This window comes from Candidatus Litorirhabdus singularis (genome assembly GCF_026262625.1).
GTDB lineage: Bacteria > Pseudomonadota > Gammaproteobacteria > Pseudomonadales > Halieaceae > Litorirhabdus > Litorirhabdus singularis.
The window spans coordinates 882,301-899,163 of the sequence record NZ_SHNN01000001.1 but is presented as its reverse complement, the minus strand read 5'-3'; the positions used below and the strand labels follow the sequence as shown (position 1 = coordinate 899,163).

Sequence of the window (16,863 nt, the reverse complement as noted above, 5' to 3'; positions counted from 1 at the left end):
ACCAATGCCAGCAGTTGCGTAAGTTAGGGCCACTTCAGCCACTGGCAGCAACAGTATTATGAGTATCAAACTCGGGGTCGTCATGGACCCCATCAGCCAACTCAGCTACATGAAAGACACCACCATGGCTATGCTATGGGCCGCGCAAGATCGCGGCTGGGAGCTCCATTACATGGAGCAGTCAGACCTGTTCCTGGATCAGGGTATTGGCATGGCCAAACTGGCGCCGCTATCCGTGGCACGCGATCCGCAAGCCTGGTTCACGCTGGGCGAACCAGCGGTCGCAGAACTGGCAAGTCTGGACGTCATCCTGATGCGCAAGGACCCCCCCTTCGACAACGAATACATTTACAGCACCTATATACTCGAACAGGCTGAACGTCAGGGCACGCTTATCGTCAATCGCTGCCAGAGTCTGCGCGACTGCAATGAAAAGGTGTTTGCCACTCAGTTCCCGCAGTGCTGTCCGCCGGTACTGGTCAGTGCCGACAACGACCGTCTCAAGGATTTTTACGCCACCCACGAGGATGTCATCTACAAACCGCTGGACGGCATGGGTGGCTCAGCTATTTTTCGGGTTAAGCCGGATGACGCTAACCTCAGCGTGATTCTGGAAACACTGACTAATTACGGCACCACAACCATTATGGCGCAACGGTATATCCCAGAGATCATCAACGGTGACAAGCGCATCCTGATGATTGACGGCACCCCCATACCCTATTGTCTGGCACGGGTGCCATTGGCGGGTGAGCTGCGCGGAAATTTGGCGGCCGGCGGCCAGGGCGTGGCACAGCCACTAACCGACCGCGATCGCTGGATAGCAGAGCAAGTAGGGCCAGCGCTGCGTGAAAAGGGTCTGATTTTCGTCGGCCTGGACGTGATCGGGGAATACCTGACCGAAATCAACGTGACCAGCCCTACCTGCATTCGAGAGATTGACAGGGCGCAGGGCCTCGATATTGGTGGCCAGCTAATGGACAGCATCAGCGCCCATCTGGCATCGCGTTAGGGCGACCCCGCGTGGCGACACTCAGCAATCCGTCCACCGGCAGCGAGGCATTAGGCTTTTTCGCTTTCCTGGCGCTGAGTCTTCACGTCATAGTGATTCTAGGGGTAGGTTTTGCGGCGTCGGACCAGGCGCCGGTGTCGCCACAATTGGAAGTCACTCTGGCTCGCTACCAAAGTAGCCAGGCCCCCGATGACGCGCGATTTATTGCTCAAGCCAACCAGGAAGGCAGTGGGACATTGGCAGAGCAGGCGGAAATCACCACGCGCCGGTTGGCCGACTTTTCCGACAACCAGATTCAACAAACCTCTGCCAGCGCCCGGCTCAAGCCAGAGAGTAAGCAGGAGGAACTGACAGTGACCACCACTGGAGCTGCCGATGCCAGCATCTGGCGCAAGCCGGAGGAGGCGGAGCCAGAACCACTGGATGCCCCCGGCACCGACCCGCTGCTGCGCGAGTTAAGTCACAGTATTGCCAGTCTGGAAGCCAGGCTCGACCAGCAACAGCAAGAGTTTGCCGAACGTCCGCGCGTGCGCAGGCTGACTTCACTGTCAGCAAAACAGGCGGAAGATGCAGCCTACCTGCATAGCTGGCGTAGCAAAGTAGAGGCCATCGGTAACCGCTACTACCCGGTCGCCTCAAGGCGTTACGGTATTTACGGAGATCTGCGACTCATGGTGGCGATACGCTACGACGGTACCATTGAAAACATTGAGGTCTTGTCTTCCTCCGGACACGCCGTACTGGACGAAGCAGCCATACGCATTGTTCGAATGGCTGCGCCGTATGATCCGTTTCCACCAGAGCTGCGAAAAAATGTGGATCGTCTGGAGATTATCAGGACATGGAAATTCAAACAAAATCAGTTAAGCTCTGAGCAGGGCTGATCCGTTTGTCAGCTATCAACCGGAGCCACTAGCTCGTTATGCCCGCTCACGAAAACAACGACACTACATTCAGCTCGCTGCGCAATCATTTTCTGCTGGCCATGCCGGGCCTGACCGATGCCATGTTCTCCCACAGCATCACCTATATTTGCGAGCACAATGAGCAGGGCGCCATGGGGTTGGTAATCAACCACCCGCTTGACCTCAGTGTTGGAGATGTTCTCAAGCACCTGGAACTTGACGCATACGGCCAATGGGGCGATGTACCAGTGTTGGCAGGGGGCCCGGTAAAACCAGATCGAGGGTTTGTTTTACACCAACCGACAGAGCGGCAATGGGACTCTTCGGTGGCAGTAACAGACCACATTCATCTCACCACCTCGCGAGATATACTGGCCGCTTTGGCGGCTGACGACGGTCTTGAAAACGCCGTCATTACTCTGGGCTACGCGGGCTGGAGCGCGGGTCAGCTCGAACATGAAATTCTGGAAAACAGCTGGCTAACGCTACCGGCAGACAGCGCCATAATATTTGATACGCCCTACCAAAACCGGGCAATAGCCGCGGCCGCCGGTCTGGGCATCGATCTTAACCTGTTGTCCGGTGAAGCAGGTCACGCTTGAGCAGCGACTCGCCGGAATCAATTATGGCTTTTGACTATGGGCTGGTGCACATAGGAGTGGCCATCGGTAATCGGGTGACGGCAACAGCGCAACCGCTGACCACTCTCAAGGCGCGTGATGGCATACCTAACTGGGAGCAGACTGGCGAGTTACTGTCACAGTGGCAGCCGCAGCTACTATTGATAGGCTTGCCCTTGAACATGGATGGAAGCGAGAGCGAGCTGTGTACCCGCGCCAGGAAATTCTCGAACCGTTTGCACGGTCGCTTCGATATTCCGGTGGCTCTGGTGGACGAACGCCTTAGCAGCTTTGATGCCAAACAGCGCTTGCGCGAAATGGGCCATCGCGGGGACTACAAGGCGAGCCCCGCAGACGCTATGGCTGCCGCCCTGATACTCGAAACCTGGCTAAACGAAGCTGCAGGCTAAGTAAAAAGATTCTTCCGAGTACCAAGACCGCTATCGTCAAAAGTCAGATTTGGCGCGTCGCTGGATAACTGCGGATCACTGCCATCCAGCTTCATCATCAAACGCAGCTCATTGGCGGAATCCGCGTACAACAGCGCATCCTCGGCTGAGATTTTGCCGGCTTTGACCGCCACAAAAAGCGCCTGATCAAAGGTCTGCATACCGGCCTCTTTAGACTTGGCCATCAGCTCTTTCATCAGGTGCACTTCGCCCTTGCGAATCCGTTCAGACATCAGGGGCGAATTCAGCATCACTTCAATAATCGCCGCACGGCCGCTGCCATCGCGCTTGGGAATCAGCTGCTGCGCCACAATACCGCGTAAATTCAGGCTCAAGTCCATCCACACCTGCTGCTGACGATCGGTCGGGAAAAAGTGCTGGATTCTATCCAGTGCCTGGTTAGCATTGTTAGCGTGCAAGGTGCATAGGCACAGGTGCCCGGTCTCGGCAAAGGTAATCGCCTTTTCCATGGTCTCGCGACTGCGCACTTCTCCAATCATAATCACATCGGGGGCCTGACGCAGGGTATTCTTGAGCGCCACATCAAAGCTGTCGGTATCGATACCGACTTCACGCTGGGTCACAATGCAGCCGCGGTGTCGGTGCACAAACTCAATCGGGTCTTCAATCGTAACGATATGACCACTGCCATGCAGATTTCGATGCCCAATCATGGCAGCCAGCGAAGTGGACTTACCGGTTCCGGTGGCGCCGACAAAAATGACCAGTCCGCGCTTCGCCATCGCCAGATCAAGCATTACCGGGGGCAGGTCAAGTTCACTAAAGGTTGGGATTTGCTCCTGAATACGGCGTAAAACCATGCCACACTGGTTACGCTGGTAGAACGCACTCGCGCGAAAACGCCCGATGCCATCGAGCTGCAGAGCAAAATTGCATTCGTGGTGAGTATCAAATTCTGCTCGCTGCGCGGCAGTCATAACCGATATCACGGCGGCACGTGCTTGCGCTTCACTTAACGCGCTTTCCGATACGGCTTTCAGTTCACCATTAATCTTCAGGCTCGGCGGCACGCCGACGGTGATAAAGGCGTCAGAAGCCTCTCGGTCGACCATATACTTCAGTAGTTTTTCGACCTCCATGGATTGTGGCGCTCCTGGCTTAGAAGTTTTCTGGGATCTTGGCTTTTTCCCTGGCACCCTCACGGGTTATCACACGCTTTTCAAGCAAATTCTCCAAACATTGGTCAAGTGTCTGCATCCCGATAGAGCCGCCGGTCTGAATCGCTGAATACATCTGCGCAATTTTGTCTTCTCGAATCAGGTTCCTGATTGCCGGCGTGCCGCGCATGATCTCATGGGCAGCGATCCTACCACCGCCGACTCGCTTGAGCAGCGTCTGTGAGACCACAGCCTGCAAGGATTCTGAAAGCATAGAGCGAACCATAGCTTTTTCAGCGGCGGGAAATACGTCGACAACCCGGTCGATAGTCTTGGCCGCGGAGGTCGTGTGCAAAGTGCCGAATACCAAGTGACCCGTTTCAGCCGCGGTCAGCGCCAGGCGGATGGTTTCAAGGTCACGCATCTCACCCACCAGAATAATATCGGGGTCTTCTCGCAGTGCCGATCGCAATGCTTCAGCAAAGCCCAGCGTATCGCGGTGGACCTCACGCTGGTTAACCAGACACTTCTTGCTTTCGTGAACAAATTCGATCGGATCTTCAACAGTGAGAATATGCTCGTACTTATGATCATTAATAAAATCAACCATCGCCGCCAGAGTCGTCGACTTACCTGAACCCGTGGGTCCGGTTACCAGCACCAGGCCTCGTGGCATCATCGAAATGTCTCTGAATACCTGCCCCATGCCAAGGTCTTCCATCGATAGCACTTTGGAGGGAATAGTACGAAATACACCGCCTGCGCCACGGTTGTGATTGAAAGCGTTAACCCGGAAACGGGCAATCCCGGGCACTTCAAAAGAAAAGTCCGTCTCCAGAAATTCCTCAAAATCTTTGCGTTGCTTATCATTCATGATCTCGTAAATAAGATCGTGAACTTCTTTGTGACTCATGGGTGGCAAGTTAATCCGGCGCACATCACCGTCCACTCTGATCATGGGCGGCAAGCCCGCCGACAGGTGCAAGTCAGAAGCGCCCTGCTTGGCACTAAAAGCCAGTAATTCAGTAATGTCCATAATTTCCCCGTTTACGCCTGCGCGACATCTGACCTGTGTCTTTGCGTATAATGGCGTGCACCACTATCTGGCGCTTTGTTATGAATTCCACATCCTACCAACAGAATATAGCAAAGGTTAGCGCCAGAATACGCGCCTCTGCCCAAAAATGTGACCGCGATGCCGCAGAAATCACGCTTTTAGCCGTATCCAAAACACAGCCCGCGGCGGCGGTTCGCGAAGCCTGGCAGGCGGGTGCCCGGGATTTTGGTGAAAACTACCTGCAGGATGCTCTGCAGAAAATCGAGGCGCTGGCGGACCTGCCGCTGTGCTGGCACTTTATCGGGCCGCTGCAATCCAACAAGACCCGCGCGGTAGCAGAGAATTTCAGCTGGGTGCACAGCGTCGACCGCGCAAAAATCGCCCGCCGGCTCAGTGAACAACGACCACCGCAGCTGCCACCTCTGCAAGTATGCCTGCAGGTCAATATCAGCGGCGAAGACAGCAAGGCCGGCGTTGCGGTCGAGGAATTAGCCGAACTCGCTGCAACAGTAGCAGCACTGCCGCGGCTACAGCTCAGGGGTTTGATGGCGATACCCCGCAGCGGCCTGACAGGTGCGCAACAACGCCAGCCGTTCGCCGACCTGCGCCGCGAGTTCGAAATTCTGCAACGGCAACATCCGCAACTGGATACGCTTTCTATGGGCATGTCAGCGGATCTAGAGGCAGCCATCTTCGAGGGAGCCACCATCGTGCGCATTGGCACTGATATATTTGGGCCGCGTATAGGATGAAACCTGCACCTCACGGCGTGTATACTCTGCACGCTCTCAAATGAAGTGGGATAGCATCAGTGAATGACCTCAAGATCGCTTTTATCGGCGCCGGAAACATGGCCAGCAGCATCATTGGCGGCCTGCTCAACCAGGGCATGCCTGCTGGCAATCTCTGCGCCAGCGATCCCTACCCCGAAGCCCTGCAGCGTTTAAGCGAAACCTACGGGGTAAGCACCAGCGCCGACAACGCGACGGCGGTAGCCGATGCCAACGTGGTCATTCTGGCCGTCAAACCGCAAATCATGCCAGCGGTGACGCGAGCGCTAGCGCCTAGCCTGCAACAGCACAACCCCGTAGTGATCTCTATTGCTGCCGGCATTACCGTCAGCGCCTTGCAGCAACAGCTGGGCATGACTGCGGCAATCGTCAGGTGTATGCCCAATACCCCAGCCCTGCTACAGTGCGGAGCTACCGCTATGTTCGCCAACGAACACACCAGCCAGCCGCAGAGAAACCACGCCGAGACAATACTCAGCGCAGTGGGTGACGCTCACTGGGTCAGGGATGAGAACTTGCTGGATGCGGTAACAGCGCTGTCCGGCAGCGGGCCCGCCTACTTCTTCCTGTTTATGGAAGCCATGACGGCAGCCGGGACCAGCATGGGGCTGAAGCCAGAGTTAAGTCGAGCACTTACCGTTCAAACTGCTTTAGGCGCAGCACGCATGGCCGCCGAAGGTGACGTGGAACTGGATGAACTAAGGCGTCGGGTAACCAGCCCCGGAGGCACCACGGCTGCGGCACTTGACAGTTTTGCCGAATCCGACCTGCGCGGCGTCGTTGCCAGCGCTATGCAGGCCGCACTGAATCGCTCTATTGAAATGGGACGTGAAGAATCATGAATGCCGCGAACGAAATAGCTATCTATCTGATCCAGACGGTACTGACCCTGCTGCTATTTGCAGCGCTGCTGCGATTCCTGCTGCAGGCGGTGCGCGCGGATTTTTACAATCCCATATGCCAGTTTTTAGTTAAAGTCACCAACCCAATGATCCTGCCGCTGCGCAAGATCTTCCCCAGCGTGGCCGGTCTCGACACGGCCAGTCTGGTGCTGCTGATATTAGTGCAGGTCACAGGCATGGCGGCCATGCTGATGCTGCTTGGCGCTGGCTGGCCCAATCCGCTGCTGATACTGCTCTGGGCTCTGGTTGCGATTGCCGCCTTGCTGGTGCAGTTCTACTTTTTCGCCCTGCTTGGCATGATCATTGTCAGCTGGGTCGCACCTGGATCACAGCATCCGCTGGTATCGCTGCTGCATCAAATCACCGAACCTGTCATGGCGCCGGTGCGACGCCTGATACCCCCCATGGGCGGACTGGATTTTTCTCCGATCGCGGTATTCATCCTCATCAACATACTGCAGATAGTATTACGCAACGTGGCTTATAGCGTCGGCCTGCATCCCGCACTGGCTATTGGACTCTAACGTTGGCGGACACCGCAGAGGCTAGTATTGGCGTGGTCACGCCACAGCGCGAGCACTTCAGCGAAGGACTCATGCTCGCCTGCGGTCGCCGCCTGCCCGAGTTTGAGCTGGTCTATGAGTCATATGGCACGCTCAATGCCGCTGCCAGCAATGCCATACTGATTTGTCACGCGCTCAGCGGGCATCATCACGCCGCTGGCTACCACAGCGAAGAGGACGACAAACCCGGCTGGTGGGATGCCTGCATCGGGCCAGGTAAACCAATCGATACCGATCGCTTCTTTGTTGTCAGCCTGAATAATCTGGGCGGTTGCCATGGGTCTACCGGCCCGCGCAGTATCAATCCGGAGACCGGCAATGAATACGGCCCCGATTTCCCGCCGATGCGCGCCCGTGATTGGGTCAACAGTCAGGCACTGTTGGCCGACCGGCTTGGCATTGAATGTTGGGCCGCCGTGATAGGAGGCAGCCTGGGAGGAATGCAGGCCATGCGCTGGTCGCTGCTTTACCCGCAGCGCGTAGCGCACTGCATAGTCATTGCAGCCGCACTCAAGCTTAGCGCACAGAACATCGCCTTTAACGAAATCGCACGGCAGGCAATAACCTCCGACCCGGATTTCTACGAGGGTCATTACCTGCAACACAAGACTATACCCAGCCAGGGCTTGGCGATCGCCCGTATGGTCGGGCACATCACCTATCTATCTGACGACGCCATGGCCGACAAATTTGGGCGCGACCTGCGATCTGGCGATTTTAGCGACAATGCCAGCGGTGAGGTCGAGTTCCAGGTAGAGAGCTACCTGCGCCATCAGGGCAATGCGTTCTCCCATAGTTTTGATGCCAACACCTATATTTTAATGACCCGCGCGCTGGACTGGTTCGATCTGGCGCGTGACTACGGTGACGACCCGGCGCGTGCATTCGCCGATTGCCAGGCCAGTTTCCTGGTGATTTCCTTCAGCAGCGACTGGCGCTTTTCACCAGAACGTTCACGTGAAATCGTCGACGCCCTGTTGGCGGCAGGCAAGCCGGTGACCTATTCAAACATTGAAGCTGATCAGGGCCACGACGCCTTTCTGTTGCCTATTCCGCGCTACCTCGATGTATTCCACGCCTATATGAAGCGGGTGGGAGCTCAGTAATGCGCCTCGACCTGAATCATATAAAACAATGGATAGAACCCGGGTCCAGAGTATTGGACCTTGGCTGCGGCGATGGCGAGTTTCTCTCTCAGTTGCAGCAAGAGCGCAACGTCATCGGTGTCGGTCTGGAGATCGACCACGACAATATCAGCGACGCTATCGCGCGCGGTCTGAATATCATTGAGCAGGACATGGACCGCGGTTTGTCCAACTTTCCGGACCACAGTTTTGATACGGTGGTTATGGCCCATGCGCTGCAAGTGCTACATTACCCTGACTTGGTCATCGATGAGATGCTGCGTATTGGTCAGCAGTGCATAGTCACTTTCCCCAATTTCGGCCACTGGAGCTGCCGCTGGTATCTGGCCTCCCACGGTCGCATGCCGGTATCGAAGTTTATGCCCCACAACTGGTACGATACCCCCAATATTCACTTCTGCACGGTCCAGGACTTTGAACTTCTCTGCTCTGAAAAAGGTATACGCATTCTCCAACGCGACATGGTCACGCAACAGTCGGGCGCGCAGTGGGCGGCCGACCGCTGGCCCAACTTGTTTGCCAGCACCGCGATCTACCATATTGCGCGTTAAGCTACTGCTGACGGGCCTGCTGGTTTTAGCCGTCAACCTACCGCTACAGGCACAACAGTCTGAGCGCTTCGGTCCTTACGAACTGCATTACACCGTGGTCAACAGTACGTTTCTGGAGCCCAAGGTAGCCAGCCAGTATCAAATCGTTCGCGGTGAGGAGCGTGCCATTCTCAATCTGGCTATACGCGAGCACCTGGATGATGGCACGACGCGTGCACGCAGCGCCAAACTGGAAGGTCGTACCTGGGACCTGTTCCAGAACCAGTTTTTTGAATTCAGCGAAGTGCGTGAAGGCGACGCAATTTATTACATTGGACAGTTCAAGTTCAGCGACGAAGAACTGCGCTTTTTTGAAGTGACCTTTGCGCCGGAGGGCGCCACCCGCTCTTACGAATTTCGGTTTCAGCAAAAAGTCTATGAAGAGCAATAGCCCCGCCCCGGCGAAAATCGTCTTAGCCAGCGGCAACAAGGGTAAGCTCAAGGAATTTGCCGAGCTACTAACGCAGTGGCAGTGCGAAGTCTTGCCGCAATCAGTATTCGACACCCCGGAGGCCGCGGAAACGGAGGACAGTTTTGTCGGCAATGCACTGCTGAAAGCCCACAATGCCGCCCATCACACCGGCTTACCGGCCATTGCCGATGATTCAGGTCTGGAGGTTGACGCCCTTGACGGTGCCCCTGGTATTTTCTCGGCACGCTATGCCGGTGAATCTGCCACGGATAAAGACAACAATTTTAAATTACTGGAGGCGCTGGCGGGGCTGCCAGACTCACAACGCAGCGCGCGCTTCCGCTGCGTACTGGTTTACGTGCGTCACTGGCAGGACCCTCAACCGATCATCTGCGAAGGCAGCTGGGAAGGTCGCATTATTGAACAACCCAGCGGTGAGCAGGGCTTCGGTTACGACCCGCTGTTTTTTCTCGATGAGCAAGGCTGCACCAGTGCGGAGTTGCCCAGAGCGCTCAAAAATCAGCTCAGCCACCGTGGTAAGGCCATGCAATTGCTGCTGGCAGAGCTACACCGGGAGTATACGTGACGGCACTGCAGCTGCCGCCCCTTAGCCTCTATATCCATATTCCCTGGTGCATCCGTAAATGCCCCTACTGTGATTTCAATTCGCATGAGTCGGCCAGCGCGATTCCCGAGGCAGACTATGTCCAGCAGCTACTGCATGACCTTGAGCAGGACCTGCCTCTGGTACAGAGTCGCCCGCTAACATCGATCTTCTTCGGCGGCGGTACCCCCAGCTTGTTCAGTGCGACTGCTATCGCGGAGCTGCTCAAGGGTGTCGCTGACCGAGTCGCCTGGTCTGAAGACATCGAGATTACGCTTGAGGCTAATCCCGGCTCCGCCGAGGCGGAGAAATTCGCAGGCTTTGCCGAGGCCGGTATCAACCGCCTCTCCATTGGCGTGCAGAGCTTCAATAATGCGCACCTGCAGACTCTGGGTAGAGTACACGACAGCCAACAGGCATTGGCTGCCGTCGGGCTGGCGCGCCAAGCGGGGATAAACCGCATCAATCTGGACCTGATGCACGGTCTGCCGGATCAAGATGCGGACAGCGCGCTCGCGGACCTGGACACTGCGATTGGTCTCAACCCCGATCACCTGTCCTGGTATCAACTGACCATAGAACCCAACACCAGGTTTTACAGCCACCCACCATTATTGCCGGAGGAAGAAGCGCTGGCAGATATCCAGGATGCCGGTGAAGACCGCCTGGCAAACGCCGGCTATCAACATTACGAGGTCTCGGCCTACGCACGCGACGGCAGCTATAGTCGTCACAATATGAATTACTGGGGTTTCGGTGACTATCTGGGCATCGGCGCGGGGGCGCATGCCAAACTTACCGATCTCGATCAGCAAACGGTCACCCGCTATTCACGCACCCGGGCGCCGGCCGATTACCTGCGTTGCAGTGACAACTTCCAAGCGCAACGGCGCCAACTTGATCGCGCCGATTTAGGCGCCGAATTCATGCTCAATAATCTGCGTCTGATACACGGGTTTGCACTGGCTGACTTCGGCCCGCGCACCGGTCAGGACATTCAACAGCTGCAGCCGCGCATAGATGACCTGCTGCGTCGGGAATTATTGGAAAAAGAGGGCGGCTATTTGCGAACAACTCGGCTCGGCATGCGTTTTCTGGATACGGTGGTCGGCGAGTTCTTTGAGTAACCCGCTTAGTCGGGAACGCGAAACATCAAATCCCAAACCCCATGCCCAAGCCGCTCCCCGCGGGCTTCAAACTTGGTCAGTGGACGCTCGCGCGGACGTTCTATATAGGTGCCATCGGCAGCCGTATTTTCCAGCACCGGATCAGCTGACAACACTTCCAACGCATACTCCGCGTAGTTTTCCCAGTCAGTGGCCACGTGAAGAAACCCTCCCGGTACCAACTTGTCCCGCAGCATAGCAATGAAATCGGGCTGAATCAGGCGTCGCTTATGATGACGCTTTTTGTGCCACGGATCCGGAAAGAAAATCTGCACACCATCCAGAGACTGATCAGCGATGCACTCCCTGAGTATGACCACAGCATCGTCGCGATAGACGCGAATATTGTCGACACCGGCAGCGACCATTTCCTGCATCAATTTACCGACACCCGGCGGGTGCACCTCGATGCCAACATAATTGGTTTGGGGCTGGCTCGCGGCCTGCTCCAGCAGGGATAGGCCCATACCGAAGCCAATTTCCAGTACCAGTGGTGCGCTGCGACCGAAAGCCTGCTCCGGCGCCAGCTGACCCGCAGCTGCCTCCAAACCCCAGCGGCCCCAATTGTCATCGAGAGCGCGCTGCTGGGCGGCTGTCATACGACCTCCGCGCAGGACAAAGCTTCGAATAGGACGGTGTTTTTCGCTCACTGTGCGGGCAAACGCCAAGCCGCTACAGCCAGCGCGCCCCAGCCCAACATTAAGGCGAGTCCGCCCAAAGGGGTCACCGCTCCCAGCCATTTGAGGCCGCTCAGAGCCAACACATAAAGCGTGCCGGAAAATATCAGAATGCCCACAGCAAAGGCTATACCACTGAGGCGCAACAAGCTCGCCTGCGGGTACCACAGACACATCAAACCAACGGCCAGTAAGGCCAAACTATGAGTAATATGGTAATCAACAGCGGTCTGGTAGACACCCAGCGCATAGTTATCCAGACGCCCTTTCAGGGCATGGGCGCCGAAGGCACCAAACGCCACTGCCAGTAATCCACTGCTGGCAGCGAGCATAATGAATAATCGTCCCAAGGGAAGCTTCCTCAGGCCTCGATAAACGTCCTGAGTTTCTTCATTGCACTTTGTTCAAGCTGCCGGATACGCTCAGCACTCACTTCGTACTTAGCTGCCAGCTCATGCAATGTGGACTTTTTTTCCGTCAGCCAGCGCTGCGCCAGAATATCCTTGCTGCGCTCATCCAGCTCTGCCAGCGCGGCATGCAAGCGGCTTTCGCTGTCTTGCTGCCAGTCGGCATTTTCCAACAGAGTGGCCGGATCAAGACGCTGATCCTCAAGATAATTGGCTGGCGCCTGCCAGGCATCTTCGTCATCGCTGTCGGCGGGGCCATCATAGGTCAGATCATGAGCACTCAAGCGGCCTTCCATGCGCTGCACTTCCTGAACATTCACGCCAAGATCAGCGGCTACGGCTTCCGCTTCGCTCTGCGACAGCCAACCCAAACGGCTCTTTTTGCCGCGCAGATTGAAAAACAACTTACGCTGAGCCTTGGTGGTAGCCACTTTCACAATGCGCCAGTTACGCAGAATATATTCGTGCATCTCAGCCTTGATCCAATGCACAGCAAACGACACCAGACGCACACCGTGCTCGGGATCAAAGCGCTTGACCGCCTTCATCAAGCCAACGTTACCTTCCTGGATCAGGTCGGCTTCAGCCAGCCCATAGCCGCTATAGCTTCTGGCGATATGCACCACGAAACGCAGATGTGACATAACCAGCTGCCGCGCTGCCTCAAGATTGCCGTTATAGTACAAGTCTTCTGCCAGCTCTCGCTCTTGCTCGGGGGTGAGCAGCGGGATACTGCTGACCGACTGCACATACGCCGCCAGATTGGCGCCGGGTACCAGTTGATCGACAGGCTGTAAACTCGTAGTCATATTCATCTCCCCTTGTGGACAGCAATTCTAGCACTCTTCTAATTAGAGTGCTAATCACAGAATAGTTCCATTCCGGTTTGGAGAAATCCTAAAAATCTATACTTATCAGTGCCTTAGTCTGGCTCTATCGCTCTCAAATGCCGCGCCACTGCAAGCCAGGAGCCCAGTAGGCCGAGGCTGCCACCTAGCAACAGCAGCGCCAACCCGCCTTCCATACCCAAACCCTGCAGCCTGAATTCACTTTGATAGAGCACTGCCAGTGAGGACAGCGGCCCACGCAGCCAGCCCAGCGTAACCGCAATAATTAGCCAGGACGCCAGAGCTCCACCAAACCCATACCAAATACCAGTGTACAAAAACGGACGTCGTACAAAGGGGTCACTGCCGCCCACCAGTTTGACGATAACAATCTCCTGACGGCGGTTTTCGATGGCCAACCGGATAGTATTACCGATCACCAGTAACACGCCCAAGGACAACAGCGCACCCAAAGACACGACCAAACGTCGGCTCAGCTGCATCAGCGAATTGAGTCGTTGCACCCACTCCATGTCCAAAATGGCATTCTCTACTTCGGGCAGCGCTTGCAGCCCCGCTAACATGGCCTCGGCAGCCGCCCCATCGAGGCCACCGTCCGGAGGGCTGACCACCACCAGATTAGGCAGCGGATTATCGTCCAGGTTGGCCAATACATCACCAAAGCCGCTTAATTGTTGAAACTCTTCAAGCGCTGCCTGCCGGGTAATGAGCCTGGTAGCGCCTACATCAGGCCGTTGTAACAGCGACTGTTCCAGCAGCTGCGCCGCTTCCAGCGTAATTTCCGGCCGCAGGAACAAAGATACCTGGGCCGGGCTGTCCCAATCGGCACTGACACTGCGCACATTCTCCAGTGCCACGAACATACCGACCGGCATCGCCAGAGCAATACCAATAACAAACCAGGTCATCAGGCTCGATACCGGGTTCCCTAGCAAGCGGTGCAGACTATCGGTGGCAGATAACTGGTGATGCAATACCCAGGAGCGCAGCACCGCATGCCATGCGGTACGACTCTGGCTGGCACCATCGCGGCGCTCTGCCGTTTGCCGGCGTTTCACGGTTCTGACGCCCCCACGATCAGATTACCGCCGCGCAGGGTCATGATGCGATGCTGCATTCTCGAGATTAGGGACAGATCATGACTGGCGACCAGTACCGTCACCCCAACCTGATTGAAAGCCTCAAACAGGTGCATAATTTCAGATGACAGCGCCGGATCAAGATTACCGGTGGGCTCATCGGCCAGCAGGACCTGAGGTTTGTTGACGACGGCGCGGGCGATACCTACCCGCTGTTGTTCTCCCCCGGAGAGGGTCACAGGCAAGTCCCCTTCCCGTTCCAGCAAGCCAACTTTATCCAGCGCCGCGCGCACCCGGCGCCCAATTTCTCGATGCTGGTAGCCAGCAATTTCCAAAGGCAAGGCAACGTTGGCGAAAATAGAGCGATCGAACAGCAATTGGTGATTCTGAAATACCACGCCTATCTGCCGGCGCAGATGCGGGATTTTACGGCGTGATACATCCTTCAAATTCTGGTCGTTAATCAGTACCTGACCACGACTGGGACGCTCCATCAGCATAATCAGCTTCAGCAAGGTACTTTTACCGGCACCGCTATGACCGGTCAGGAAAACCATCTCATTCCTCTCGACGTGAAAACTGACTTCACGCAAGGCATCGTGCCCCTCCGGGTAACGCTTGGAGACCCGGTCAAAGGTAATCATTGCTGTTCGCTTTCCGGGAAGATGGCGCTGACAAATTCAGCCGCAACAAAGGGTCGCAAATCTTCGACTGCTTCGCCCACGCCAATAAAGCGTATCGGCAGCGCCAATTTGCGGGCGATAGCAAAAATAATACCGCCTTTGGCGGTCCCGTCGAGCTTTGACAGGGTTATTCCACTGACGCCTACGGCCTTACCAAAGTGTTCGGCCTGGGCCAGTGCATTCTGGCCGGTGCCTGCATCAAGCACCAGCATCACCTCGTGGGGGGCGGTGTCATCGAGCTTGCCGATGACTCTTACCACCTTTTTCAGCTCGTCCATCAAATTGTCTTTGTTGTGCATACGACCGGCAGTGTCGGCAATCAGTACATCGACATTACGGGCCTGTGCTGACTGCACCGCATCAAAAATGACCGAAGCACTGTCGGCACCCGTGTGCTGGGCCACTACCGGCACCTGATTGCGTTCACCCCACACCTGCAGTTGCTCAACGGCCGCTGCGCGAAAGGTATCACCGGCAGCGAGCATGACCGACAAGCCCTGGCTTTGAAAGCTGCGTGCCAATTTGCCAATGGTGGTGGTTTTGCCAACCCCATTCACGCCCACCATTAAAATCACATAAGGCTTTTTGCTGGTATCAATTATCAGCGGCTGTTCCACGGCATGCAGCAAACTGGCCAGCTCATCCTGCAAGCTTCGGTAAAGCGCGCCGGCATCGGCCAACTCTTTACGCGACACTCGCTCAGCTAAACGACCGACAATTTCCACGGTCGCCTCCATACCCACATCTGCCATCAACAATTCGGATTCGAGGTCTTCCAACAAGTCCGCATCAATTTCTTTGCGGCCAAGAAACAGATTACCCAGGCCGCTGCTGAGCTGATCGCTAGTGCGACTCAGGCCCCGCTTCAAACGCGCGAACATACCGCTGCCCGCCTTGGGCTCTGGCTCTAGCGCTGGTTCTTGGGCTGCTGCCAGTTCTGACGCTGGTGCTAATTCTGCTGCGAGTTCAGGCTTGGATTCTGGCTCAACGTCGGGACTAGGCTCATGGGCAGACACAGCAACAGGTTCCGCCGCGACACGTGTTTCAGGCAACGCCTGCGCATCTGGCACAGTCTCAGCCGCGGCCGCATCCACCTCAGCCGAGGGCGGCGTGGATACCTCATCGGTAACTTCCGCATTAGCAGCGACGGTTTTCTTGCGACGAAAAAATTTCATGTTGGGAACACGTTAAAAGGGCGTATCCTACCACCTATGGGTTACGCACGGTAATGGCCGCCAGCAAGCAGACACAACAACGCACACTACGAATTATTGGCGGTCAGTGGCGCGGCCGCAAGCTGGCATTTCCTGACGCAGAGGGCCTGCGACCAACACCGGACCGGGTTCGTGAGACCCTGTTCAATTGGCTCGCTACAGATATTAGAGATGCCCGATGCCTGGACTTATTCGCCGGCAGCGGAGCGCTGGGGCTGGAAGCGTTGTCACGCGGCGCCGCCAGTTGCACCTTTGTCGATAGTGCGCGGGCCAATTGCCGCGCTATCACTGAACACCTCACCACCCTCGAATGTTCCAGTGCAAATTGTCAAACACTGACCGCAGAGGCGTTCCTGCGGCATCCACCGCCCCAGCCTTTCGATATCGTGTTCCTCGACCCGCCGTTTGCAAAAAACCTCTTGACCCCCACCTGCACGGCGCTGGAGTCAACCTTATGGTTGAGCCCCCATGCCAGTATTTATGTGGAGTCGGGACGCAGGGAGCCCGCGCCAGTAGTGCCTGAAAATTGGCGGCAACGCCGAGATAAGCAAGCAGGCGAGGTCCGTTACCAGCTGTTTGTGCGCGACTCGTAATTTGTTTAGCATGCCCCAAAATCACACG

The 16,863-nt window shown here is 56.2% G+C and carries 21 protein-coding genes; 13 read left to right on the top strand and 8 right to left on the bottom strand.

Annotated features, from left to right (window positions below):
• The first annotated feature begins 58 nt into the window (after nt 1–58).
• Genes gshB through ruvX form a run of 4 tightly spaced genes read left to right on the top strand, consistent with a single transcriptional unit; the run spans nt 59 to nt 2,947 of the window.
• Nucleotides 59–1,012 (top strand): glutathione synthase, encoded by a 954-nt coding sequence (gshB, locus tag EYC98_RS04095; protein WP_279244030.1) that lies wholly within the window; start codon nt 59–61, stop codon nt 1,010–1,012.
• Nucleotides 1,013–1,023: 11 nt separating this feature from the next.
• A complete protein-coding gene (locus EYC98_RS04090; RefSeq protein ID WP_279244029.1) occupies nt 1,024–1,896 on the top strand; it encodes an energy transducer TonB in 873 nt (290 codons plus the stop codon).
• Between the two features lie 38 nt (nt 1,897–1,934).
• Nucleotides 1,935–2,519, top strand: a complete 585-nt coding sequence (locus EYC98_RS04085) for a YqgE/AlgH family protein (protein ID WP_279244028.1) — start codon at nt 1,935–1,937, stop codon at nt 2,517–2,519.
• 23 nt (nt 2,520–2,542) lie between these two features.
• Entirely contained in the window at nt 2,543–2,947 is a 405-nt protein-coding gene (ruvX, locus tag EYC98_RS04080) for a Holliday junction resolvase RuvX (protein WP_279244027.1), read from the top strand.
• On the opposite strand, the gene EYC98_RS04075 is transcribed toward ruvX, so the two are convergent.
• Both EYC98_RS04075 and EYC98_RS04070 read right to left on the bottom strand, forming a co-directional pair.
• The gene (locus EYC98_RS04075) at nt 2,944–4,086 is read right to left on the bottom strand and encodes a PilT/PilU family type 4a pilus ATPase (RefSeq protein ID WP_279244026.1); all 1,143 of its coding nucleotides are present in this window, start codon (nt 4,084–4,086) and stop codon (nt 2,944–2,946) included. The genes ruvX and EYC98_RS04075 overlap by 4 nt on opposite strands.
• A 19-nt stretch (nt 4,087–4,105) precedes the next feature.
• Nucleotides 4,106–5,140, bottom strand: a complete 1,035-nt coding sequence (locus EYC98_RS04070) for a type IV pilus twitching motility protein PilT (protein WP_279244025.1) — start codon at nt 5,138–5,140, stop codon at nt 4,106–4,108.
• A gap of 80 nt (nt 5,141–5,220) precedes the next feature.
• Here EYC98_RS04070 and EYC98_RS04065 point away from each other — a divergent pair, with 80 nt between their 5' ends.
• Genes EYC98_RS04065 through hemW form a run of 8 tightly spaced genes read left to right on the top strand, consistent with a single transcriptional unit; the run spans nt 5,221 to nt 11,295 of the window.
• Nucleotides 5,221–5,913 (top strand): YggS family pyridoxal phosphate-dependent enzyme, encoded by a 693-nt coding sequence (locus EYC98_RS04065; protein WP_279244024.1) that lies wholly within the window; start codon nt 5,221–5,223, stop codon nt 5,911–5,913.
• Nucleotides 5,914–5,972: 59 nt separating this feature from the next.
• Nucleotides 5,973–6,794: a pyrroline-5-carboxylate reductase gene (gene proC / locus EYC98_RS04060; RefSeq protein WP_279244023.1), complete on the top strand. Its 822-nt coding sequence runs from the start codon at nt 5,973–5,975 to the stop codon at nt 6,792–6,794.
• The gene (locus EYC98_RS04055) at nt 6,791–7,378 is read left to right on the top strand and encodes a YggT family protein (protein ID WP_279244022.1); all 588 of its coding nucleotides are present in this window, start codon (nt 6,791–6,793) and stop codon (nt 7,376–7,378) included. Before proC ends, EYC98_RS04055 begins: the two co-directional genes overlap by 4 nt.
• A gap of 2 nt (nt 7,379–7,380) precedes the next feature.
• A complete protein-coding gene (gene metX / locus EYC98_RS04050) occupies nt 7,381–8,523 on the top strand; it encodes a homoserine O-succinyltransferase MetX (RefSeq protein ID WP_279244021.1) in 1,143 nt (380 codons plus the stop codon).
• Nucleotides 8,523–9,113, top strand: coding sequence for a methionine biosynthesis protein MetW (metW, locus tag EYC98_RS04045; protein ID WP_279244020.1), 591 nt, complete (start codon nt 8,523–8,525; stop codon nt 9,111–9,113). Before metX ends, metW begins: the two co-directional genes overlap by 1 nt.
• Nucleotides 9,103–9,543, top strand: coding sequence for a DUF4426 domain-containing protein (locus EYC98_RS04040; protein WP_279244019.1), 441 nt, complete (start codon nt 9,103–9,105; stop codon nt 9,541–9,543). Before metW ends, EYC98_RS04040 begins: the two co-directional genes overlap by 11 nt.
• Nucleotides 9,530–10,150, top strand: coding sequence for an RdgB/HAM1 family non-canonical purine NTP pyrophosphatase (gene rdgB, locus EYC98_RS04035; protein ID WP_279244018.1), 621 nt, complete (start codon nt 9,530–9,532; stop codon nt 10,148–10,150). Before EYC98_RS04040 ends, rdgB begins: the two co-directional genes overlap by 14 nt.
• The gene (hemW, locus tag EYC98_RS04030; protein WP_279244017.1) at nt 10,147–11,295 is read left to right on the top strand and encodes a radical SAM family heme chaperone HemW; all 1,149 of its coding nucleotides are present in this window, start codon (nt 10,147–10,149) and stop codon (nt 11,293–11,295) included. Before rdgB ends, hemW begins: the two co-directional genes overlap by 4 nt.
• Before the next feature lie 5 nt (nt 11,296–11,300).
• Here hemW and trmB read toward each other — a convergent pair whose 3' ends face one another.
• From trmB to ftsY, 6 genes are all read right to left on the bottom strand, one after another.
• On the bottom strand, nt 11,301–11,933 hold the full coding sequence (gene trmB / locus EYC98_RS04025; RefSeq protein ID WP_279244016.1) for a tRNA (guanosine(46)-N7)-methyltransferase TrmB: 633 nt from the start codon (nt 11,931–11,933) through the stop codon (nt 11,301–11,303).
• A gap of 47 nt (nt 11,934–11,980) precedes the next feature.
• A complete protein-coding gene (locus tag EYC98_RS04020) occupies nt 11,981–12,361 on the bottom strand; it encodes a DUF423 domain-containing protein (protein ID WP_279244015.1) in 381 nt (126 codons plus the stop codon).
• A gap of 11 nt (nt 12,362–12,372) precedes the next feature.
• Nucleotides 12,373–13,227 carry an RNA polymerase sigma factor RpoH gene (gene rpoH / locus EYC98_RS04015; protein ID WP_279244014.1) on the bottom strand — a complete coding sequence of 285 codons (855 nt, stop codon included), beginning with the start codon at nt 13,225–13,227 and terminating at the stop codon, nt 12,373–12,375.
• A 113-nt stretch (nt 13,228–13,340) separates the two neighbouring features.
• Entirely contained in the window at nt 13,341–14,324 is a 984-nt protein-coding gene (gene ftsX, locus EYC98_RS04010; RefSeq protein WP_279244013.1) for a permease-like cell division protein FtsX, read from the bottom strand.
• Nucleotides 14,321–14,989: a cell division ATP-binding protein FtsE gene (gene ftsE, locus EYC98_RS04005; RefSeq protein WP_279244012.1), complete on the bottom strand. Its 669-nt coding sequence runs from the start codon at nt 14,987–14,989 to the stop codon at nt 14,321–14,323. The genes ftsX and ftsE overlap by 4 nt, the downstream gene beginning before the upstream one ends.
• Entirely contained in the window at nt 14,986–16,203 is a 1,218-nt protein-coding gene (gene ftsY, locus EYC98_RS04000; protein ID WP_279244011.1) for a signal recognition particle-docking protein FtsY, read from the bottom strand. The genes ftsE and ftsY overlap by 4 nt, the downstream gene beginning before the upstream one ends.
• Before the next feature lie 53 nt (nt 16,204–16,256).
• On the opposite strand from ftsY, the gene rsmD reads away from it, so the two are divergent.
• Nucleotides 16,257–16,835 (top strand): 16S rRNA (guanine(966)-N(2))-methyltransferase RsmD, encoded by a 579-nt coding sequence (rsmD, locus tag EYC98_RS03995; RefSeq protein WP_279244010.1) that lies wholly within the window; start codon nt 16,257–16,259, stop codon nt 16,833–16,835.
• Nucleotides 16,836–16,863 lie beyond the last annotated feature (28 nt).

Excerpts from the sequence above, each read along its gene's own strand:
- ftsE (WP_279244012.1), bottom strand. The coding sequence starts at position 14,989 with ATGATTACCTTTGACCGGGTCTCCAAGCGTTACCCGGAGGGGCACGAT.
- EYC98_RS04055 (WP_279244022.1), top strand. The coding sequence starts at position 6,791 with ATGAATGCCGCGAACGAAATAGCTATCTATCTGATCCAGACGGTACTG.
- metW (WP_279244020.1), top strand. The coding sequence starts at position 8,523 with ATGCGCCTCGACCTGAATCATATAAAACAATGGATAGAACCCGGGTCC.
- rsmD (WP_279244010.1), top strand. The coding sequence starts at position 16,257 with ATGGCCGCCAGCAAGCAGACACAACAACGCACACTACGAATTATTGGC.
- gshB (WP_279244030.1), top strand. The coding sequence starts at position 59 with ATGAGTATCAAACTCGGGGTCGTCATGGACCCCATCAGCCAACTCAGC.
- EYC98_RS04085 (WP_279244028.1), top strand. The coding sequence starts at position 1,935 with ATGCCCGCTCACGAAAACAACGACACTACATTCAGCTCGCTGCGCAAT.
- EYC98_RS04065 (WP_279244024.1), top strand. The coding sequence starts at position 5,221 with ATGAATTCCACATCCTACCAACAGAATATAGCAAAGGTTAGCGCCAGA.
- ftsY (WP_279244011.1), bottom strand. The coding sequence starts at position 16,203 with ATGAAATTTTTTCGTCGCAAGAAAACCGTCGCTGCTAATGCGGAAGTT.
- EYC98_RS04075 (WP_279244026.1), bottom strand. The coding sequence starts at position 4,086 with ATGGAGGTCGAAAAACTACTGAAGTATATGGTCGACCGAGAGGCTTCT.
- EYC98_RS04070 (WP_279244025.1), bottom strand. The coding sequence starts at position 5,140 with ATGGACATTACTGAATTACTGGCTTTTAGTGCCAAGCAGGGCGCTTCT.
- ruvX (WP_279244027.1), top strand. The coding sequence starts at position 2,543 with ATGGCTTTTGACTATGGGCTGGTGCACATAGGAGTGGCCATCGGTAAT.
- trmB (WP_279244016.1), bottom strand. The coding sequence starts at position 11,933 with ATGACAGCCGCCCAGCAGCGCGCTCTCGATGACAATTGGGGCCGCTGG.
- rpoH (WP_279244014.1), bottom strand. The coding sequence starts at position 13,227 with ATGACTACGAGTTTACAGCCTGTCGATCAACTGGTACCCGGCGCCAAT.
- rdgB (WP_279244018.1), top strand. The coding sequence starts at position 9,530 with ATGAAGAGCAATAGCCCCGCCCCGGCGAAAATCGTCTTAGCCAGCGGC.